General features: G+C 70.6%; 19 protein-coding genes. 8 read left to right on the top strand and 11 right to left on the bottom strand.

The features are described 5' to 3' along the window. Positions 1 to 27 precede the first annotated feature (27 nt). On the bottom strand, positions 28 to 2016 hold the full coding sequence (gene acs / locus ACZOOI_RS15675; protein ID WP_465276452.1) for an acetate--CoA ligase: 1989 nt from the start codon (positions 2014 to 2016) through the stop codon (positions 28 to 30). 148 nt (positions 2017 to 2164) lie between these two features. Continuing rightward, positions 2165 to 4513, bottom strand: a complete 2349-nt coding sequence (locus ACZOOI_RS15670; RefSeq protein WP_465276451.1) for a SulP family inorganic anion transporter — start codon at positions 4511 to 4513, stop codon at positions 2165 to 2167. 256 nt (positions 4514 to 4769) lie between these two features. Between ACZOOI_RS15670 and ACZOOI_RS15665 the strand changes: the two genes are divergently transcribed. From ACZOOI_RS15665 to ACZOOI_RS15645, 5 genes are all read left to right on the top strand, one after another. Continuing rightward, a complete protein-coding gene (locus tag ACZOOI_RS15665; protein WP_465276450.1) occupies positions 4770 to 5756 on the top strand; it encodes an urease accessory protein UreH domain-containing protein in 987 nt (328 codons plus the stop codon). A 261-nt stretch (positions 5757 to 6017) separates the two neighbouring features. After that, positions 6018 to 7301, top strand: a complete 1284-nt coding sequence (locus tag ACZOOI_RS15660) for a polysaccharide deacetylase family protein (RefSeq protein WP_465281207.1) — start codon at positions 6018 to 6020, stop codon at positions 7299 to 7301. Positions 7302 to 7532: 231 nt separating this feature from the next. Then, on the top strand, positions 7533 to 8888 hold the full coding sequence (nhaA, locus tag ACZOOI_RS15655) for a Na+/H+ antiporter NhaA (protein WP_465276449.1): 1356 nt from the start codon (positions 7533 to 7535) through the stop codon (positions 8886 to 8888). Positions 8889 to 8998: 110 nt separating this feature from the next. Beyond that, a complete protein-coding gene (locus ACZOOI_RS15650; protein WP_465276448.1) occupies positions 8999 to 9418 on the top strand; it encodes a phage holin family protein in 420 nt (139 codons plus the stop codon). 74 nt (positions 9419 to 9492) lie between these two features. Then, positions 9493 to 10413 carry an alpha/beta fold hydrolase gene (locus tag ACZOOI_RS15645; RefSeq protein WP_465276447.1) on the top strand — a complete coding sequence of 307 codons (921 nt, stop codon included), beginning with the start codon at positions 9493 to 9495 and terminating at the stop codon, positions 10411 to 10413. A gap of 479 nt (positions 10414 to 10892) precedes the next feature. Here ACZOOI_RS15645 and ACZOOI_RS15640 read toward each other — a convergent pair whose 3' ends face one another. The 4 genes from ACZOOI_RS15640 to nth all read right to left on the bottom strand — a co-directional run bounded on the left by ACZOOI_RS15640 (position 10893) and on the right by nth (position 14640). After that, entirely contained in the window at positions 10893 to 11579 is a 687-nt protein-coding gene (locus ACZOOI_RS15640; protein ID WP_465276446.1) for a metal-dependent hydrolase, read from the bottom strand. Between the two features lie 79 nt (positions 11580 to 11658). Next, positions 11659 to 12843, bottom strand: coding sequence for a MarP family serine protease (locus ACZOOI_RS15635; protein ID WP_465276445.1), 1185 nt, complete (start codon positions 12841 to 12843; stop codon positions 11659 to 11661). Positions 12844 to 12994: 151 nt separating this feature from the next. Beyond that, positions 12995 to 13729 (bottom strand): NUDIX hydrolase, encoded by a 735-nt coding sequence (locus ACZOOI_RS15630; protein ID WP_465276444.1) that lies wholly within the window; start codon positions 13727 to 13729, stop codon positions 12995 to 12997. Continuing rightward, positions 13726 to 14640 carry an endonuclease III gene (gene nth, locus ACZOOI_RS15625; protein ID WP_465276443.1) on the bottom strand — a complete coding sequence of 305 codons (915 nt, stop codon included), beginning with the start codon at positions 14638 to 14640 and terminating at the stop codon, positions 13726 to 13728. Before nth ends, ACZOOI_RS15630 begins: the two co-directional genes overlap by 4 nt. A 217-nt stretch (positions 14641 to 14857) precedes the next feature. On the opposite strand from nth, the gene ACZOOI_RS15620 reads away from it, so the two are divergent. Next, complete coding sequence (locus ACZOOI_RS15620; protein ID WP_020554920.1) at positions 14858 to 15532, top strand: Crp/Fnr family transcriptional regulator; 675 nt, start codon at positions 14858 to 14860, stop codon at positions 15530 to 15532. A gap of 64 nt (positions 15533 to 15596) precedes the next feature. On the opposite strand, the gene ACZOOI_RS15615 is transcribed toward ACZOOI_RS15620, so the two are convergent. From ACZOOI_RS15615 to ACZOOI_RS15595, 5 genes are all read right to left on the bottom strand, one after another. Continuing rightward, positions 15597 to 16430: an MBL fold metallo-hydrolase gene (locus ACZOOI_RS15615; protein ID WP_391586349.1), complete on the bottom strand. Its 834-nt coding sequence runs from the start codon at positions 16428 to 16430 to the stop codon at positions 15597 to 15599. Between the two features lie 82 nt (positions 16431 to 16512). Then, a complete protein-coding gene (locus ACZOOI_RS15610) occupies positions 16513 to 17388 on the bottom strand; it encodes an NUDIX hydrolase (protein WP_465276442.1) in 876 nt (291 codons plus the stop codon). A 114-nt stretch (positions 17389 to 17502) separates the two neighbouring features. Then, entirely contained in the window at positions 17503 to 17970 is a 468-nt protein-coding gene (locus ACZOOI_RS15605; protein WP_465276441.1) for a RidA family protein, read from the bottom strand. Further along, positions 17967 to 18140 carry a DUF4177 domain-containing protein gene (locus ACZOOI_RS15600; RefSeq protein ID WP_020554916.1) on the bottom strand — a complete coding sequence of 58 codons (174 nt, stop codon included), beginning with the start codon at positions 18138 to 18140 and terminating at the stop codon, positions 17967 to 17969. The genes ACZOOI_RS15605 and ACZOOI_RS15600 overlap by 4 nt, the downstream gene beginning before the upstream one ends. A gap of 11 nt (positions 18141 to 18151) precedes the next feature. Then, complete coding sequence (locus ACZOOI_RS15595) at positions 18152 to 18604, bottom strand: Lrp/AsnC family transcriptional regulator (protein WP_465276440.1); 453 nt, start codon at positions 18602 to 18604, stop codon at positions 18152 to 18154. 180 nt (positions 18605 to 18784) lie between these two features. On the opposite strand from ACZOOI_RS15595, the gene ACZOOI_RS15590 reads away from it, so the two are divergent. Together ACZOOI_RS15590 and kynU are read left to right on the top strand one after the other, a co-directional pair. Continuing rightward, positions 18785 to 19660 (top strand): tryptophan 2,3-dioxygenase, encoded by an 876-nt coding sequence (locus ACZOOI_RS15590; protein WP_465276439.1) that lies wholly within the window; start codon positions 18785 to 18787, stop codon positions 19658 to 19660. Positions 19661 to 19683: 23 nt separating this feature from the next. Further along, positions 19684 to 20979 carry a kynureninase gene (gene kynU, locus ACZOOI_RS15585; protein WP_465276438.1) on the top strand — a complete coding sequence of 432 codons (1296 nt, stop codon included), beginning with the start codon at positions 19684 to 19686 and terminating at the stop codon, positions 20977 to 20979. Positions 20980 to 21086: the final 107 nt, after the last annotated feature.

Here is a 21086-nt window from a genome sequence, read left to right as displayed (position 1 = left end):
CGCCCCGGGCCCGGCGATCGACCCGGCTCAGTCCTCGGCGGCCGCCGACGACTGCTGCGCGGAGATCTGGTCCATCACCGACGAGTCGGTCAGCGTCGTGACGTCGCCGAGCGTGCGGCCCTCGGCCATGTCCCGAAGCAGGCGGCGCATGATCTTCCCGGAGCGCGTCTTGGGCAGTTCGGTGACGACCTGGATGCGCTTGGGCTTGGCGATCGGACCGAGCACCCGGCCGACGTGCTCGCGCAGCTCGGCGACGAGTTCGTCGGAGGAGTCGCCGGCCGAGCCGCGCAGGATCACGAAGGCCACGATGGCCTGGCCCGTGGTCGCGTCGGTCGCGCCCACCACGGCCGACTCGGCGACCTTGGCGTGCGAGACCAGCGCCGACTCGACCTCGGTGGTGGAGATGTTGTGGCCGGAGACGAGCATCACGTCGTCCACCCGGCCGAGCAGCCAGACGTCGCCGTCCTCGTCCTTCTTGGCGCCGTCGCCGGCGAAGTACAGCCCGTCGAAGCGGGACCAGTAGGTGTCCTGAAACCGCTGGTCGTCGCCCCAGATGGTGCGCAGCATCGACGGCCACGGCTCGTCGAGCACCAGGTAGCCGCCACCGCCGTCGGGCACCTCGGTGGCGGTGTCGTCGACGACCTTGGCCGAGATGCCCGGCAGCGCGCGCTGCGCGGAACCCGGCTTGGTCGAGGTGACGCCCGGGAGCGGGCTGATCATGATCGCGCCGGTCTCGGTCTGCCACCACGTGTCGACGATCGGGGTCTTCCCGGCGCCGATGTGTTCGCGGTACCAGATCCACGCCTCGGGGTTGATCGGCTCGCCGACGCTGCCCAGGATGCGCAGCGAGGACAGGTCGAACTTCGCCGGGATGTCGTCGCCCCACTTCATGCAGGTGCGGATCGCGGTGGGCGCGGTGTACAGGATGGTGACCCCGTACTTCGCCACGATCTCCCACCAGCGGCCCTGGTGCGGCGAGTCCGGCGTGCCCTCGTACATGACCTGGGTGGCGCCGTTGGAGAGCGGGCCGTAGGTGATGTACGAGTGCCCGGTGACCCAGCCGATGTCGGCCGTGCACCAGTACACGTCGGTCTCGGGCTTGAGGTCGAACACCGCGTGGTGGGTGTAGCTCGCCTGGGTCAGGTAACCGCCGGAGGTGTGCAGGATGCCCTTCGGCTTCCCCGTGGTGCCCGACGTGTACAGGATGAACAGCGGGTGCTCGGCGTCGAACGCCTGCGGCTCGTGTTCCTCGGACTGCGCGTCGACCAGGTCGTGCCACCAGATGTCGCGACCCTCGGTCCACGCGACGTCGCCGCCGGTGCGGCGCACCACGAGCACGTTGCGCACGTCCGGGCAGGACGCCAGCGCCTCGTCGATGGCCGGCTTGAGCGCGGAGGGCTTGCCGCGCCGGTAGCCGCCGTCGGCGGTGATCACGATCCGCGCGTCGTTGTCGTTGACACGTGAGGACACCGCGTCCGCCGAGAAGCCGCCGAAGACGACCGAGTGCGGGGCGCCGATGCGCGCGCACGCCAGCATCGAGATCACCGCCTCGGGGATCATCGGCAGGTAGATCGCGACCCGGTCGCCCGCCTCGACGCCCAGCGCGGTCAGCGCGTTGGCCGCCTTGGACACCTCGCGCTTGAGGTCGGCGTAGGTCAGCGTGCGGGTGTCGCCCGGCTCGCCCTCGAAGTGGATCGCCACCCGGTCGCCGTTGCCCGCCTCGACGTGCCGGTCGACGCAGTTGTAGGCCACGTTGAGCTTGCCGTCGGCGAACCACTTCGCGAAGGGCGGCGTCGACCAGTCCAGCGTCTCCTGCGGCTCCACCGCCCAGTCCAGCCGCCGGGCCTGCTCGGCCCAGAAGCCGAGCCGGTCGGCCGACGCGCGCTCGTACGCGTCGGCCTTGACGTTGGCGGCAGCCGCGAGCGCCGGCGGGGGCGCGAAGCGTCGCTCCTCGCGCAGCAGGTTCGACAGTGCCTCTTGGGCCTTGTCCCCGGTGTTCCGGTCTGCGTTGCTCACGCGTACTCCTCCGTGCTGCTGCGGTCGGTTCCTTCCGCCGTAGCTCATCAGGGACCGGCCCGAGCCGGCAAGAGGAGGACCGCGATTGGTTTAGACCACTTATCGGGCCACGGCGCATCGTGGCCGACGGCGCGATCGTACGGGGTGGCTACCCCGCGTTGAGTGCCGGAAAAGTGTGATCTTCGGCGCCCGCCGCGACGGCCTGCGGCAGCGCCCCGGACTCGGCCCGCTCCGCGTCCACCGGCCCGAAATCGCCGCGCACCCCGTCGTAGAGGTACAGCTGTGCGGAGGCGATGTCGAAGTACAGCCCGAACAGCCGGAGTCGGCCCTCCGCCACCGCTTGGGCGACCACCGCGTGGTCGAGCAGGTTGTCCAACTGCTGGACCACGTTGGTCAGGCACAGTTGCTCCACCGGCGGCACCCGATGCCCGGTCAGGGTCGGCGCGGGACCCGCCGCGAAGCGCGCCATGGACGCGTCGCCGTTGCGCAACCAGCGATCGAGGTGCGGCGTGGTGCCCTGTTCCGACCCGGCCTCGGTGGCCTTGCCGACCTTGTCGAGCAGCGCACCCATCGCTCCGCAGCCGGAGTGCCCGCACACCGTGATGCTGCGCACCCCGAGCACGGCCACCGCGTACTCGATCGCCGCGCCCACCGAGGCGTCGGCCGTGTTCGGGTCGGCGTACCCGGCCTCGCCGCGCGGCACCAGGTTGCCGATGTTGCGCACGGTGAACAGGTCGCCGGGGCCGCTCGCGGTGATCAGGTTCGGCACGATCCGCGAGTCGGCGCACGTGATGAACAGTTGTGCGGGCTTTTGCCCCTCGAGCGCGAGCCGCTCCAGGAACGGCTGGACCAGGGGCGCGGTGCGCTGCCGGAACTCGCGTGCGCCGGCCACCAGTGCCTGGGACGCGGTGCCGTCCTCGCGGGGGCAGGCGCGCTGCCAGTGCCACCACGGCGCGAACCAGCGCGGCGAAGGGGTCAGCCGGGAGCGCCCGGGGCCCGGCGAACCGCCCGCCGCCCGCGCGTAGCAACCGTCGTGGATCTCCTCGATGTCCACCCTCCCACCGTGCGCGAGGTAGCTCGCCCGCCACGAGTGCACCGCCTCGAACGCGGCCTGGTCGAGGTAGTCCACCGTCATGTCGACCACGACGTGCTCGCCCGGCGGCAACTTGCCCAGCACCCGGGACAGTCGCGGCACCGACAGGAAGGTCAGCGACCCGTGCACCTCGACGTGCAGCACGCCGTCGCCGGGATGAACCCGCACGGTGCTGCGGCTGAGCCGGTACAGCGCGGTGAGCACCGCGACCACCACGCCGAGCAGCACGCCCTGGAGCACGCCGGCCAGGATCACCCCGGCGATGGTGGCCGCGTAGGCGGGGAATTCGCGATGCCGGTGCACGTGTCGGATGTGCGCGAGGCTGACCATCTGGACGCCGACCACCATCACCAGCGCGGCCAGCACCGCGAGCGGGATGCGCTCGACGAACGCGCCGAGCAGGCCCACGAACAGCATCACCCACACACCGTGCAGGATCGTCGCGGCCCGGGTGAGGGCACCGGCCCGCACGTTGGTCACCGAGCGGATCGCCACGCCGGTGACCGGGTAGCCACCGATCGCGCCGGAGACCACGTTGCCCACACCCTGGCCGATCAGTTCGCGATCGAGCTTGGCCCGCGGCCCGTGGTGCAGCCGGTCGGCCGCGGCGGCCGAGAGCAGCGACTCCATGCCGGAGACCAGGGCCACGCTGACCACACCGACCGCGATCGCACCCCACGCGCCCGCCGGCGGCAGCACCGGCGTGGCGAAGGCGATCGAGGACAGGTCCACCCGGGCTACGTTCAGGTGCAGGGCGCTCGCGGCCACCGTCGCGAGCGAGACCGCGATCAGCGGCGCGGGCACCTTGGCCAGGCCCGCCCATCGCCCGGGCAGTCGGCCGAGCATCGGCCAACCGAGCAGCAGGACCACGGTGATCACCCCGACCGCGACCGTGGGAGCGCGCAGGTTGCCGACCTGGGTGGGCAGTTCGCGCAGGTTTTCCCAGGCCGAACGCTGCGGCGCGCCGCCCAGGACCACGTGCAACTGGGCCAGCGCGATCACCACGCCGATGCCCGCGACGACGCCGTGCACCACGGCCGGCGACAGGGCGAGGGTGGCCCGGGCCACCCGGAGCAGGCCGAGCAGGATCTGCAGCAGGCCGGCGCCGACGGTGACCAGGCAGGTCACCCGCCAGCCGTAGGTCTGCACGAGGCCGGCGACGATCACGGTCAGGCCCGCGGTGGGTCCGCTCACCTGGAGCGGTGCGCCACCGAGCAGGCCGACCACGATGCCGCCGACCACGGCCGAGATGATGCCGGCGCCGAGCGGGGCGCCGGCCGCGAGCGCGATGCCGAGCGATAGCGGCACGGCGACCAGGAAAACCACGAGCGAGGCGCCGAGATCCGCGCGCAGCGTGGCCGCCCGGGAGACCGGCGCGGGCGTGGTGTCAGGGGCAACGGGCATGTCCGTGTCCTCCGGGTCAGTCATGTCAGTCATGTCATGGCGGGCATGGCTGCCGCAGGGATGGCGGCGCGCGAGTCGAACGAGAGTTCCGGGCCGAATAGGCCAAGTTGACTCTAAGTATTTACCTCGTCACAGTAAGGCTATCCTTTTCGGAACGTAAAATATGCACCCACATGGGTGAAACGGGTGTTTCGGGTCGAGAAGCTTCCACACCGTGCGTGATGGCCCGTAACCTCCCCGGAGTGGGGGTGGTTCCGTGCAGGTGCTCACGCTGTTCGCGACCGGGCTCGGTGCGGGGTTCGTCGCGGGCGGCGCGTCCTGCGCGGCGGTCCAGGGCGGTCTGCTCGCCGGCGCCGTCCGCCCGTGCCCGGCCCCGGCCGGCGACTGCGCGGCCACACCGCCGCGCGGCCTGCTCCCCCGGGCACTGGCCGCGTTCCTGGGCGCCAAGCTGGCCGCACACGCCGTCCTGGGGGCCCTGCTCGGACTGCTCGGCGGCGCGATCCAACCCACGCCCGGCACGCGCGCGATCCTGCTGCTGCTGGCGGGCGCGCTGATGGTGCTCTTCGGCCTGTCGATGCTCGGCGTGCCCGGGGTCGGCAGACTGCTGCCGCGCGCCTCGTCCCGCGGCCCCGGCCGTGGCCCGCTGCTGCTGGGCGCCGCCACCGTGCTGGTGCCGTGCGGGGTCACCCTGGGCGTCGAACTGATCGCGGTGACCTCGGGAAACGCGTTCGGCGGAGCCGCCGTACTGACCGGCTTCGTACTCGGAACCCTGCCGCTGTTCGCCGCGCTCGGCCTGCTGGTCGGCTCTTCCGGACGGGTTCTGCGCGGCCGACCGACCGCGCTGCTGGGCCTGTTGGTGCTCGCGGTGGCCGCGTGGACGATCGCCTCCGGACTGCGCCTGGGCGGCTGGTGGACCCCGGCCGCGGCGGGCGCCGTGGACCACACGGCGGCGAGCACGGGCGCCGACGGCGTGCAACGGGTCACCGTCCGGGTCGACAACCACGGCTACCGCCCGGCCCGCGCGCCGGCCCGGGCGGGCGTGCGCACCGTTCTGGTACTGCGCACCGACCACACCACCGGGTGCACCCGGGGCTTCGTGCTGCCCTCCCGGGACCTGCAACGGGTGCTGCCGGTGACCGGGGAGACCGGGATCGACCTGGGCACACCGCACGCCGGCACCCTCACCTGGACCTGTTCGATGGGCATGTACAGCGGTCGGATCGAGTTCCGGGCCGACCCCTGAGCGCCGCACGCAGCCCGGATCGCTTCCGGGGCCCAACTCCCCGTACGGTGATGTGTCCGGCTCACGCTCCCCGGGTGGTCCGATGCGTCCCGACTCGGGTACGCCGGGAAGCGGTCCGGGCACGCACGCAACCGGGTGACCCCGGCGTGCGTATGTATCGATAGGGAATACAGCCCGGTCCGGCATGTCCATGGGAAGAGGTGAACTGTGCGAACTGTCCGCGGCGCTGCGGTGCTCGTCGTTGTCGCAGTCCTGGCCGCTATCGGTTTCGTGGTTTTCGCAAAGGACGGGAAAGATTCCGGCAACTCCTCTGCAAAGAACCCTGGCAACGGAAATCCGAGCGCTCCGGGCAAGGAATCGGACAAACCGAGAGGTCCGGTCAAGCCGATCGGCGACGGCTCGACGGCCGATACCGGCCCGCAGCCGAACCAGCCCAAGGTGGAGAAGCTCAAGCCGGGTGAGAAACCGCCGCAGTTCGTCGTGTTCTCCTGGGATGGCGCGGCCGAGGACGGAAACAAGCTGGTCTCGGAATTCTCGAAGCTCTCCGAGGCGAACAAGGCCCAGATGACGTACTTCCTGAGCGGCATCTACGTGCTCCCGAAGACGAAGAAGGCCATGTACACCGGCCCGAAGCACGCGGCCGGCGCGTCCGACATCAACTTCATGTCGGACGAAACGGTGCGCAACACGATCATCCAGATGCGTGAGGTCTGGCTCAAGGGCAACGAGATCGGCACGCACTTCAACGGGCACTTCTGCAACAGCGCCACGAGCGGCAAGACCTGGAGCCCCGCGGACTGGAAGAACGAAACCGAACAGGCGGTCAAGTTCGTCCAGAACTGGAAGACCAACACCGGGTACGCCGACCTTCCGCCGCTGCCGTTCGACTACGCCCCGGGCAAGGAACTCATCGGCGGCCGGGCCCCGTGCCTGGAGGGCCAGTCGAATCTGATGCGGGCCGCCAAGGAAATGGGTTTCCGCTACGACGCGAGTTCCCCGGGTGGTCTCCAGGTATGGCCCAAGCGCGGCAAGGAGACCGGCATTTGGGACTTCCCGCTCCAGTCGCTGCCGTGGCCGGGAAGCCCGAACAAGTCGCAGCTCTCCATGGATTACAACATCATGTACGAGCAGGAAGCGCAGCACGGAAAGTTCGACCCGTCGAAGAAGGACGCGTGGGAGAAAGAGGCCCACGAGTTCTACATGAACGGATTCCAGCGCGCCTATACCACCAACCGCGCGCCGCTCTTCATCGGCAATCACTTCGAGGACTGGAACGGCGGCATCTACATGAACGCCGTCCGGGACACGGTGACCTCGGTCTGCACGAAGGCCGACGTACGGTGTGTGACCTTCCGTCAGCTCACCGACTGGCTCGAGGGTCAGGACCCCGCGGTGATCACCAAGCTCCAGGGGCTGGGCGTCGGCCAGACCGTGTCCGACTGGAGCACGATCGTCAACGCGTCCGCGCAGTCCCCGAACAAGCCCGCCGCGAACCGCTCGTTGTCCGCCCCGGACAACGCGGTGCTGCCGCGCCGCCAGGACTGAGCGACCGGCCGGATCCACGCGGGCCCCGTACCGAGGACATCTTCGGTACGGGGCCCTTGCGTTGCCGGTGTGCCGCCGCCGGTACCGGTCGGTTCCGCCGGGGCCGTGCACATTATCGATATACTTACGGCGATCGGGGTCGGATTTCACACCCCAAGTCATGGGCCTCCCCTCGGGAGGCATGCCGGGAAGTCTGGTCGGCGCTGTTTTGTCGTTTTCGCAGGGCGGTATATGCCTGCGAGCCGCAGCCGACCTGGAGGTCCCGTGGGTGCCGAGTCCGCACCGCGCAACAAATTCTTTCGGCGTCCGTCCACCCTGGCCGAGCGGAATTTCATCGCCGACGCGCTGCGCACCGAAACGGTCGGCGGCGCGCTGTTGCTGATCGCGGCGGTGGTCGCGGTGATCTGGGCGAACACCGGGTGGAGCGAGGCTTATCACGACCTGCGCGACTTCCGGATCGGCCCCGAGGCGATCAACCTGAATCTGTCGCTGGGCACCTGGGCCGCGGACGGGCTGCTCGCGGTGTTCTTCTTCGTCGCCGGCATCGAACTCAAGCGCGAACTCGTGGCCGGCGACCTGCGCAACCCCGCCCAGGCGGTGCTGCCGGTGGTGGCCGCCGCGTGCGGGATGCTCACACCCGCACTGTTCTACTTCGCGGTGAACGCGGGCGGCGGCTCGCCCGACGGCTGGGCGATCCCCACCGCGACCGACATCGCCTTCGCCCTGGCCGTCCTCGCGGTGATCGGCACCAACCTGCCCTCGGCGCTGCGGTCGTTCCTGCTGACCCTGGCCGTCGTCGACGACCTCGGCGCGATCCTGATCATCGCGATCTTCTTCACCGATTCGGTGAACTTCCTCGCCCTGGCCGCGGCGTTCGCCCTGCTGGTGGTCTTCGCCCTGCTCCAGCGCTTCCGGGTGCGCGGCTGGTGGTGGTACCTACCGCTCGCCCTGGTGATCTGGGCGCTGATGCACGAGAGCGGGGTGCATGCCACGGTCGCGGGCGTCGCGATGGGCCTGTTGATGCGCGTACTTCCCGACCGCGACGAGCGGACCTCGCCGGCCGAGCACGTCGAGCACCGGATCCGTCCGCTCTCCGCCGGCCTGGCGGTGCCGATCTTCGCGCTGTTCTCCGCGGGCGTCGCGGTCTCCGGCCCGGTGCTCGCCGACGTGTTCACGCAGCGGCCCACGCTCGGCATCATGATCGGGCTGATCGCGGGCAAGGTGGTCGGCATCTTCGCGGGCACCTGGCTGGTCGCCCGGTTCACCCGGGCCCAACTCAGCGACGACCTCGCGTGGTGGGACGTGTTCGGCATGTCGATGCTGGCCGGCATCGGCTTCACGGTGTCGCTGCTGATCGGCGAACTCGCCTTCACCGACGACCCGACGCTGACCGAACAGGCCAAGGCCGCGGTGCTGGTGGGCTCGGTTCTGGCGGCCATCGCGGCCTCGATCGTGCTGCGGATAAGGAACAACACGTATGCCCGGTTGTGTGCCGAGGAGAATCGCGACGACGACGGCGACGGCATTCCGGACATCTATCGAGCGGAGGCCGATCGACTGCGCGACGAGAAGCTCGGGCACTCCTGACCGCTTCGTTTCCCATCCGAAACACTCGTACGACGCGCCCCAGTGGATACCAATCCCCGCAGCAGGGCATGATCGGGGTCGGATTATCCGTACCCGTACAAGGAGTGACCATGGCAGGCACCGACAGGTCCCCGGCCCAGGACGTGCCCGTCGACGCACAACGATCCCTCGGCGAGCTCTTCTCGTCGGCCAGCCGAGACATGTCCACGCTGGTGCGCAGTGAGATCGCGCTCGCCAAGAGCGAGGTCAAGGTCAGCGTGGTCAACGTGGCGAAGGGTGGCGGCGCGTTCGGCGCGGCGGCCTTCGTCGGCGTGTTCGCGTTCGTCTTCCTGAGCTTTGCGATCGTGTACGGAATCCACGCTCTCGGTCTCGGCGTGGCGTGGAGCTTCCTGATCGTCGGCGGCTTCTATCTCCTGCTCGCGGGGGCTCTCGCGTTCTACGGCATCAAGTCGTTCAAGAAGGTTCGGGCGCCGGAGCGGACGATCACCACGACCCGGGACACGGTCACCACGCTCAAGAACGTCGGCTGAGCCGGCGGCATGGGCTGCTGCCCGAACCGACGCGGAAACAAGAGTGCGATCGCGAGTGTGCGACGCTGCTCGGCATGACGGTTCCCGAGAGCACCGTGGTCAACGTGGCCGGGCCCTGGACACACCGCGACATCGCCGCCAACGGCGCGCGGTTCCACATCGCCGAGATGGGCGAGGGCCCGGTCGTGCTCTTGCTGCACGGCTTCCCGCAGTTCTGGTGGGCGTGGCGGCATCAGATGCCGGTGCTGGCCCGGGCCGGCTACCGCGCGGTCGCGCTGGATCTGCGCGGATACGGCGGCAGCGACCGCACCCCGCGCGGTTATGACCCGATCACCCTGGCCCTGGACGTGACCGGGGTGATCCGCTCGCTGGGCGAGCCGGACGCGATCGTGGTCGGTCACGACCTGGGCGCCTATCTGGGCTGGACCGCCGCGGTGTTGCGGCCCAAGGTGGTCCGCCGGCTGGTCGCGGTGTCGATGCCGCACCCTCGGCGGCTGCGCGGGGCGTTGCTGACCGATCGGCACCAGATGGCGGCGAGTTCGCACATCTTCGGCTTCCAGCGGCCGTGGGTGCCCGAGCGGCAGTTGATCCGCGACGGCGCGACCATGGTCGGCGACATGGTGCGCGCGTGGTCGGCGCCGGGCCGGCCGGACGACGAGTCGATCGCGCGCTACCGGCAGGCGATGCTCGTGCCCGGCACGGCGCACTGTGCGGCGGAGCACTACCGCTGGCTGATCCGTTCGATCCCGCGGCCGGACGGGATTCAGTACTCGGCCCGGATGAAGGCACCCGTCGAGGTGCCCACGCTGCACCTGCACGGCGCCCTCGACCCGGTGATCCTGCCCCGCACCGCAGCCGGCTCCGGGCGCTACGTGGAGGCGCCCTACCGCTGGCGGTTGCTGGAGGGCGTGGGCCACTTCCCGCATGAGGAACAACCCGCGACGTTCACCGAGGAACTCCTGGGCTGGCTGAAAGATCCGGAACCCGAACGCTGAAGTTTTACAATGGTTTCGGCCTTTTCTTGTGTGATCTTGCCGAGGATATCCGACACTTCCGTACAGATCGCCCTGGTCGTGTTCGGGAGCCATTTCCGGCCCGCCCAGGCGGTGCGATTACGCCGTCGGTGACCCGGGTAGGCGCCCCCGTATGAGCCGGACGTACAACGCTCCGAGCATGGCGGCGGGGGCCGGGGACACCCGGTCGGAGACGGCAGAGACCCTCATGGTTGAGATCGGCACCACTGGCACTCACGGGTTCGAACACACGCGAGGGGCGCCGGTCGGCGCGGCTGCCGACCGGGAGGAGCATTTCCCGGGGCTGATGGGGATATTGCGCCGACGAGCACGTTGGTTGACTCTGCGGCTGCGCTTCCCGCGCTGACGCATCGACGCGGCTCGACACCGGGCCGCGTCACGCCACCGCTTTCCGGCAGGCGCCTTCTTCGCATTCACCCATCGATTCCGTCATTTCGTTTTCAGGCGAATGCGCCGAGCCACAAAAGGGCGACGGTGGCGATCATCATCACCGGCACCAGGACGAGCGTCTCCACGCGATTCCCGGTCCGACTGACGATCGCCACCTCGAAGCGGGTGCCCAACGGCCAGAACAGCGGTATCCCCTGCCTGGTGAGGAAGTCGCCGAGCAGGTGCGCGACGCAGCCGAGCACGACCACCATGGGCAGCCAGTCGGGAGCCGCCGGCATCCAGTGGTCGACCACGGCCGTGCCGCCGCCGGCGAGCGCGACGATGGTGATCCAGGACGCCAGGCCCTTGCCCGGCGGACACAGGTTCAACGCCCGCAACGCCAGCGCGAGCAGCAGGAAGACCATGGTCAGGGTGAACGGCCGGCCCAGGTGCTCCACACCCTGCCAGGTCAGCAGTCCGGCCAGCACCACGAAGGCGATCGAGTGGGTCGCGTGCCGATGCCCGCCGGAGACCTTGGCCACTCCCGTGCACAGCGCGCGCGAGAAGGGGCCCAGGAAGTTGGCGATCGTGCCGTTGTGGTGATCGAGGTCGGGCAACAGGGCCGCGCCCGCGGTCAAAAGCGTGCCGATCACGATCTCGGACCCGGACAGGTGGTTGTGCCACAGGTGTTGCGGTAGGACCGGCGCCGTCGCGGCGAACACCAGTGCCCCGCTGACCGCGTGCGAATGCCCGAGCATTCCCCCCACCCCCCTGCCGGTTGCCCCACCACATCGCGGCGCTGCTCGCACATCTGCCCGAACAGGCTTCGAACATGCGTCACATGGCGCAACTCTGGGTATCGACCGGGCGATCGGCGACCGCGCCCGCCTCGGCGTCGGCGCGGACCTCCTCGACGGTGAGCGCATACCCGGTGGACTCGTCGTCGAGCGACTTGGCGAAGATCACCCCGGCGACCTTGCCGCCCGGCGAGATCAGCGGTCCGCCGGAGTTGCCCTGGCGGACCTTGGCGTACAGCGAGTACACATCGCGGCTGACCGTGCCGCGCTTGTAGATGTCCGGCCCCCCGGCCTGGATCCGGGCCCGCACCCGGGCGGGTTCGACATGGAAGGCGCCGTTCTCCGGGAAGCCGACCACGATCGCGTCCGCGCCGCTCTCCACCTTCGGTTCGAACCGCAACGGGGTGGCCTTGAGGCCGGGCACCTTGAGCACCGCGATGTCGCGCTTCCAGTCGTAGAGCACGACCTCGGCCTGATACTCGCGGCCTTCGCCGCCGATCTGCAGGGTCGGCTTCTTGACGCCGCCGACGACGTGGGCGTTCGTCATCACCCGCTGCGGGGCGTAGACGAAGCCGGAGCCCTCGATCACCTTCCCGCAACTCTTCGCGGTACCGACGATCTTGACGATGCTGTCCCGGGTCTCCTGGACGGCGGGCATCGACAACAGCTTGGGGTCCGGCGGCGGGACCTGCGGGATGTCCTCGCGCACGAACGGACTGAAGACCTGCGGAAAGCCGTTGCGGTCGAGCAGGTTGCCGAACGAGGAGAACCACGTGTCGGCGCCCTGCGGCAACACCTTCTGCACCCCGCCCAGCACCTGGGACGAGCGCACCTCGCGCGAGATGGTGGGCATCGAGGCGCCCGCGACCGAGGAGCCGATCAGCCACACCACGATCAGCAGCGCGCAGACGCTCACGATCGAGCCGCCGGCCGCGTCCACCAGCCGCGCCGGGCGCCAAGTGAGCCGACGGCGAAGCCGGTTGCCCGCCGCGGTGGTCAGCGCCTGGAGTGCGGTGGCCAGTACGAGCACGACGCAGATCGCCGCGATCGAGGGGCCCAGACCCGGCTCGAAGCGGTTGAGCAGCGAGGGCACGAGCCACATGCCGAACACGCCGCCGCCGATGAAGCCCAGGAACGAGAGCACGCCGACGATGAAGCCCTGCCGGTATCCGGAGATGGCGAAGGCCACCGCGGCGGCGAGCAGCAACAGGTCCAGGACATTCACGCGCTCACGTTCTCATGTACGAGCCTGCGCTGTCCGCAGCCGTGCCGGTTCGTCGAACACCGGTGACACAGCTGTACAGGGCCGGTGTTGACGCCCCGTCAGCCCCGCCGCGGCACCGGACGCGGCGGCCGGCCGACGGCGGCGAGCCGGTTCAGTCCCGGACCTCGGGTTCGGAGGCGGTCTCCTCGTAGCGGTCGAATCCGCGCCGGGCCAACCGGGCCTCGGTCTCGGACAGGCTCACCTCGCGCCGTTCGTCCCACGGCCGTTCCCAGCCGGTGTAGTGCAGCACCCGGTCGATCAGCCCCGCGGTGAAGCCCCAGACCACCAAATCGTGCACCAGGAACGCGGGGCCCAGGTGGCCGCCGGGGTGACGCAGCCGGGCCCGGTTGGCCGGGTCGGCGAGATCGGCGATCGACACCCGCAGCACCCGCGCGACCTCCTCCGGCGCCCCGGGGGCCACCTCGCTCTCGCGGTGCCACCACGCGAGCACGGGGGTGACCACGAAGTCGCTCACCGGGATGTACAGATCCGGCAACCGGCCGAAGATCCGCACGCCGGCGGGGTCGAGCCCGACCTCCTCCTGGGCCTCGCGCAGCGCGGTCCCCTCCGGGCCGTCGTCGCCCGGGTCCACCGAGCCGCCGGGGAACGCGGGCTGGCCCGCGTGCGAGCGCAGCGTCGCGGCGCGCTGGAGCAGCAGCAGATCCGGGCCGTCGGGCCCTTCGCCGAACAACATCAGCACCGCGGAGCGCCGACCACCTTCGGCCGGGGGCAGGAAGCGGCTCAGTTGCTCGGGGCTGATCGACTCGGCGGCGCGCGCGACCGGGCGCAGCCATTGCGGCAGATCGGCTTCGGCCCAGGTCTGGATCCCGGTCCCGGTCTGAGTCACCCGGCGTCCCCCTCGTCTTTCGGTGCGCCGTCCTGCGGTGCGTGCTGCGCCGCTTCGTCCTTCGGTGCGTTCGCCACCGCGTCGACCGGCACGGCCAACACCGGCAGGGCGGGCGGCTTGAGCCGTTGGCCGGGCTGCCCGGCCATCTCGTACTTGAGCAGCGCCTTGGCCTTGATCGGATCCGTCTCGCCCTCGCCGTACGCCGGACACAGGGGGGCGATCGCGCACGCCCCGCAGGCCGGGCGGCGGGCGTGGCACACCCGGCGGCCGTGGAAGATCACCCGGTGCGAGAGCAGGGTCAGGTCCTTGCGCGGGAACAGCGCCGCGACCTCCTTCTCGACCTTGACCGGATCCTCGTCCTTGGTCCAGCCGAAGCGCCGGGCCAGTCGGCCGAAGTGGGTGTCGACGGTGATGCCGGGGACGTCGAAGACCTCGCCGAGCACCACGTGGGCGGTCTTGCGTCCCACTCCCGGCAGGGTGACCAGGTCGGCGAGCCTGCCCGGCACCTCGCCGTCGTAGCGCTCCAGAAGCGCCTGGGCCAGACCCTGGACCGAGCGGGTCTTGGCCCGGAAGAACCCGGTCGGCTGAATGATCGCCTCCAACTCGGCCGGCTCCGCGGCGGCGATCGCGGCGGCGTCGGGGAAGCGGGCGAACAGCGCCGGGGTGACCGTGTTGACCCGCCGGTCGGTGGTCTGCGCGGACAACACCACGGCGACCAGGAGCTGAAAGGCGTCGCCGTAGTCGAGTTCGCAGTGCGCACCCGGGTATATCTCACCCAGTTCGCGATTGATCCGGCGCGCACGGCGCACCAGAGCGAGATGGGACTCGCCCTTCACGGCTTTTGTGGACTTCACGACCTTCGCGGCTGCCCGCGGCCTGCGCGGTGCGGGCTCCGTCACGTTGCTCGACACCCGGCCAGAGTACGCAGATGTGCGGGGACTACGGTCGAGCAGTCCGCACACGCTTGATCACAGGAGCGACATGTCCGGTTACTGCGGATCCGCCCGTTCGTGATCCAGGCCACCCCGCGTGATGATTGCGGGTACCGGTGCGTCAGACTGTGACCGATCGCACTGTTTGACCGCTCGGCTTCATTGGTGTCGACCAGGCCGGCCTAGGAGGAACCTCGTGGACGACGTTTTGCAGCGGGCTCCGCTGTTCGCGGCGCTCGAAGATGAGGACGCCGCCGAGCTGCGGGCCTCCATGACGGAGGTCGCGCTCGAGCGCGGGGACTCGCTCTTCCACGAGGGTGACCCGGGTGACCGCCTGTACGTGGTGATCGAGGGCAAGATCAAGCTGCACCGCAGCTCCAACGACGGCCGCGAGAACATGCTCGCGGTGCTCGGCCCGGGCGAGATGTTCGGCGAGCTGTCGCTGTTCGACCCCGGACCGCGTACGGCGACCGCGACCGCGCTCACCGACGTGCGGCTGCTCGGCCTGGGCCACTCCGACCTGCAGCCCTGGCTGACCGGTCGGCCCAAGGTCGCCGCGGCACTCCTTCGGGCGATAGCCCGTCGGTTGCGGCGGACCAACGAGAGCCTGGGCGACCTGGTCTTCTCCGACGTCCCCGGCCGGGTGGCCAAGGCCCTGCTGGACCTGTCCCGCCGCTTCGGGGTGCCGGCCGACGAGGGCATCCACGTCGCGCACGACCTCACCCAGGAGGAGCTGGCCCAGCTGGTCGGCGCCTCGCGGGAGACCGTCAACAAGGCGCTGGCCGACTTCGCGAGCCGGGGTTGGCTGCGGCTGGAAGCGCGTGCGGTGGTCCTGATGGACGTCGAGCGGTTGTCGCGCCGCTCTCGCTGACACCTCGCACGCATGACGCAGGGCCCGCCGACGGCGGGCCCTGCGTCGTGTTCCGGCGTGCGCCTCAGGCGTCCGGGTGCTCGGCCAGGTAGTCCAGCTGGGCCCGGACCGACATCTCGGCGGCCCACCACAGTCCTCGGTCCACGTCCGCGTAGACCCGCTCCACGACGTCCTGGGCGGTCTTGTCGCCGGCGGCGACCGCGGCCTGCACCTGGGCCAGCCGGGCCGCCCGGTGCGCCAGGTAGAAGTCGAGCACGCCCGCCGCGTCGTCCAGGATCGGACCGTGCGCGGGCAGTACGGCGGTGATCTCGCCGGATTCGACCAGCGCGCGCAACCGGCGCAGCGAGTCCAGGTAGTCGCCGAGGCGGCCGTCGGGGTGTGCCACCACCGTGGTGCCGCGGCCGAGCACGGTGTCGCCGGTGATCACGAAGCGGTCCGCGGCCACCAGGAAGCACACCGAGTCACCCGAGTGGCCGGGCGTGGCCAGCACGCGCAGATCCAGCCCACCGTCGTCGATCACCCGGCCGTCCACCAGCCCCTCGCCGCCGTAGCGCCACTGCGGGTCGACCGCGTGCACGACGGCGTTGGTGAGTGCCTTGAGGCCGGCCACGCCGGCCGAGTGGTCCGGGTGGCCGTGGGTGAGCAGGATCCGGCCCACCCGGCGGCCCTCGGCCTCGACCGCGGCGACGATCGCGCGCAGGTGGCCCTCGTCGTCGGGTCCCGGGTCGATCACCACGGCGGTGTCCGAGCCGGGCTCGGCCACGATCCACGTGTTGGTGCCGTCCAGCGACATCGCGCTCGGGTTCGGGGCGAGCAGACAGGTCACCCGGGGGCTCGCCGGCCCACCGATGGTCGGGCGGGGATTGCCGGGCAGGGGCTGTGCGTTCATGGTCGCCATCCTGTACCTCAGTGCCTGTACCTCGGTTGCCCGGGACCGGTCCGGTGGAGGTCCGCGGATCGCCCGGGTCGTCGGTGGAGCCTCAGCGCAGACCGAACGGATCGGGGATGCCGGGCCATTCGAGCACGAGGCGGTCTCCCTCGAAACGGCCCTGCGCCATGATCGGAGCGATCTTCCGGTCCGCCGCGGCGGCCAGCGCCGCCCCCGGGTCGGCGAGTTCCGCCAGGTGGCGCAACGTGTCGATGGTGGGCGGCAACATCGCCATGTCCTGCGCCCGGTGTTGCTTCAGCGCGTCGGCGGGCCGGGCCCAGGTGACCCGGTCGGCCTCGCCGGAGACGTCCCGGGTGCGCTGGCCGGTGGGCAGGGCCGCGACGAAGAACCACGTGTCGTAGCGCCGGTCCTCGAACTCCGGGGTGATCCACCGCGCCCACGCGCCCAGCAGGTCGGAACGCAGGACCAGGTCGCGGCGCTCCAGGAACTCGGTCATCGTCTGCTCGCGCGCCACCAGGGCCGCGCGGTCCGCCTCCCAGTCCGCGCCGGTGGTGTCGGAGACGATCGTGGTCGGGTCGGGCCCGGCGAGCAGCACGCCGGATTCCTCGAAGGTCTCGCGCACGGCCGCGCAGACGATCGCGCGGGCCTCGGCCGCGTCGGTGCCCAGCCGCTCGGCCCAGGCGTCCGGATCGGGTCCGGCCCAGGCCACCGTGTGGTCCGCGTCCCGCGGGTCGACGCCGCCGCCGGGGAACGCGTACATCCCGGCCGCGAACTTCATCGTGGTGTGCCGACGGAGCAGGTACGCCTCGGCGCCGCCGGGGCGGTCGCGCAGCAGCACCACGGTGGCCGCACGGCGCGGGGCGACCGGCTCCGCCTCGCCGGCGATGATCGCGCGGGCCCGCTCGGCCCAGGACGCGGGCATGCCCGACTGGGCGTTTCCGGCTTGCGTACTCCCCGTTTCGGCCATGCGCCGGATCGTACGCCTGACCGAGTCAAGTTCCACCCCTCACCCCCGAAAACGATCGGACCCGACCCGAAAGGGGCAGGTCCGATCACCACGGTGGCCGCATGGACGGTCCGCTCAGATCACCTCGACGAGGATCTCCACCTCGACCGGGGCGTCCAGCGGCAGTACGGCCACGCCGACCGCGCTGCGGGCGTGCCGCCCGGCCTCGCCGAAGACCTCGCCGAGCAGTTCGCTGGCGCCGTTGATCACACCGGGCTGACCGGTGAAGTCCGGCGCGCTGGCCACGAAACCGACCACCTTGACCACCCGGCGCACCAGCGACAGGTCGCCGAGCTCGGCCTTGACCGCCGCGAGCGCGTTCAGCGCGCACTGCCGGGCGAGCTGCTTGGCCTCCTCGGGGGTGACCTCGGCACCGACCTTGCCGGTCGCGGGCAGCTTGCCCTCGATCATCGGCAACTGGCCCGAGGTGTGGATGTGGTTGCCGGTGCGGATCGCCGGCACGTAGGCGGCGACCGGGGGCACCACTGCGGGCAGGGTCAGACCCAGCTCGGTGATCCGCTGTTCGGGGTGTACCTCGCTCACTCGGCCGTCACCTGCTTCTGCTTCGCGCGCTTCATGTAGGCCACCAGGCTCTCCGGGTTGGGGCCCGGCACCACCTGCACCAGCTCCCAGCCGTCGTCGCCCCAGTTGTCCAGGATCTGCTTGGTCGCGTGCACCAGCAGGGGGACCGTCACGTATTCCCACTTCGTCATGTGTGCAGACTTTAGACGGACGCGCCGGGCGGTTCGACGGGGCGCCACGCCACCGGCGAGGACAACACCATCGTGCTGGACGGTTTCCCGTGCTCGGCGAGCCGGTCGATCAGGACCTGGAAGTCCGCCATGGTGGCGACCGCGACCATCAGCAGGCAGCACGCGTCACCGGTGACCCGGTGCACCTGGAGCACCTCGGGCCATTCGCGCACGGTGTCGGCGTCCCGGCGCAGCAGGCAGCCGGGGCCGTAGCAATTCATCCGGACCAGTGCCACCACACCGCGACCGGCCGCCGCCGGGTCCACGTGCGCGTGGTAGCCGGTGATCACGCCGGCGTGTTCCAGCCGGCGCACCCGGGTGGCCACCGCGGGCGCGGAGAGGTTGATCCGTCGGGACAGCTCGTTGAGCGAGACCCGGGCGTCGCGCTGCAGTTCGGCGAGCAATCTGCGGTCGATCGCGTCCATGCGCACCCTCCGTTGACGATCGTGAGGAGATGCCCTCCGATACGTTGCGAGCGTAAACCGAAACGGCCCTTCGGATGCTCGACAGCCATTCCCAACCGAATGGTCGCACGATTCCATATGGGCACTCCCCGACCGGCCCTTCCGGCGCACCGGCGGGACGGGCCGGAGAGGTGGTCTGCGATGACGGTCGACGAACGAACGCCCCGAGCCGATCCGGCGGACGGCGGCTGCCCGATGGCCGGCCCGCGCGAGCACTTCCCCGCCGCGGTCGCGCCGCCCTACGCGGACTACGTGCAACTCGACCGGCTGCTCGCCCTTCAGCGCACCCGCACCGACGTGCCCGCCGAGTTGTCCTTCCTGATCTCCTCCCAGGTGATGGAACTGCTGTTCGCGCTGCTGCGGCACGAGTGGACGATCGCGGGCGACCGACTGCGCGCCGACGACGTGCCCGGCGCGATCGGCACGCTGCGGCGCAGCATCCACGAGTTGGACGTGCTGGTGTCCACGTGGGACCTGCTCGCCACGCTCACCCCCGGCGAGTTCGGCGCGTTCCGCGAGGCGCTCGGCGAGGCGTCCGGCTTCCAGTCGCACCTGTACCGGCACCTGGAGTTCCTGCTCGGCATCAAGCGCGCGGGCGTGCTGCGGCCCTACACCGGCTCCCCGGACGTGCACGCCGAGCTGGCCCGCTCGTTGCGTGCGCCGAGCCTGTACGACCACGCGCTGGGCGTGCTCGCCCGCCGCGGCCTGTACTCCCCGGGGCAGGTCGCGGATCCGAGCCGACCGTACGTGCCGTCCGAGGACGTCGAGCGCGCATGGGCGCACGCGTACAGCGACGCCGTGCCCGACCTGGTCGACCTCGGCGAGGTGCTCACCGACATCTCCGAGCGCTGGACCCGCTGGCGCGAGCGGCACCTGGCCGCCACACTGCGAGCGCTGGGCAATCGGCCGGGCACGGGTGGCTCGGCCGGAGCGTCTTGGTTGGAACAGACCGTACGTGTGCGCGTTTTTCCCGAGTTGTGGACCATGCGCACCTTGGTCGAACCATCGAAGATCTGAGTTCATCGAAAGATGGGTGAAGCATGTCCGATTCCTTGTCGAACACGGCCACTGACGATTCGTCAGTCCTGTTTCCGACCGGTCGCCTCGCGGCCGATCGGGTCACCGAAGCCGCGAAGCTGGACGCGGCCGACCCGCTGGCGCACGTGCGCGAGCGTTTCCTGCTGCCGGCCGGTGTGATCTACCTCGACGGCAACTCGCTCGGCGCACTGCCGGCCGCCGTGCCCGAGGCGCTGAACGACGCGGTGCACCGCCAGTGGGGCACCGACCTGATCCGCTCCTGGAACGCCAACGACTGGTGGGGCGCGCCCGCCCGGATCGGCGACCGGATCGGCACGCTGATCGGCGCCGCGCCCGGCCGGGTGGTGTGCGGCGACTCGACCTCGGTGCAGATCTTCAACGCGATCGCCGCGGCCTTGCGGCTGCGTCCGGGACGGACCGTGGTGTTGGCCGACCCGGACAGCTTCCCCACCGACCTCTACCTGGCCGACTCGATCGCAAGGCTGCTCGGCGCCGAGGTGCGTCGGGTGCCGGTCGGCGAGGTCGCGGAGGTGCTGCGTACGGACGGCGCCGCGATCGCGGTGATCGCCTACAACCACGTCGACTACCGCAGCGGCGAACTGCGCGACCTGCCCGGCCTGACCGCCGCCGCGCACGCCGCCGGCGCGCTGGCGATGTGGGACCTGTGCCACTCCGCAGGCGCTCTCCCGATCGACCTGGACGCCCATGACGTCGACCTCGCCGTCGGATGCGGCTACAAGTACCTGTCCGGCGGACCCGGCGCACCGGCCTTCATCTATGTGGCCGAGCGGCACATCGCCGGCTTCGAACCCGCGCTGACCGGCTGGCAGGGGCACGCGAACCCGTTCGGGATGGAGCCCGGCTACGCACCCGCGCCGGGCATCGAGCGGGCCCGGATCGGCACCCCGCCGCTGTTGTCCATGCTCGCGCTCGAAGCCGCGCTGGGCGCGTACGACGACGTGTCGATGACGGCCGTGCGGGACAAGGGCCTGGCGCTGACCGACCTGTTCATCGCATGCGTCACCGATCTGGGCCTGGAGACGCTGACCCCGATCGAGCACGCCCGGCGCGGCAGCCAGGTGGCGGTGCGCCATCCGGAGCCGCACGCGGTGATGGCGGCGCTGATCGATCGGGGTGTGATCGGCGACGTCCGGCCGCCGGACGTGCTTCGCTTCGGCTTCAACCCGCTCTACGTCGGTTACGCCGACGTGGTCGAGTCCGTGCGCATCCTCGGCGACATCCTGGAGACGGGGGCGTACCTGGATGCGCGCTACGCCGTTCGGGCGACGGTGACGTGACGCGGGTCACCCCGGGGGGATCACCTCCGACCCGGCGGTGACCGGGTGGTTAGGCTCGACTCGTGAGTTTGGGTGCGCGGTCACACGGATCCGGTAACGCCTCGGCT

This window comes from Embleya sp. L77 (assembly GCF_055557415.1).
The sequence above is the reverse complement of the archived record's forward strand: the minus strand, read 5'-3'. Positions and strand labels throughout refer to the sequence as shown.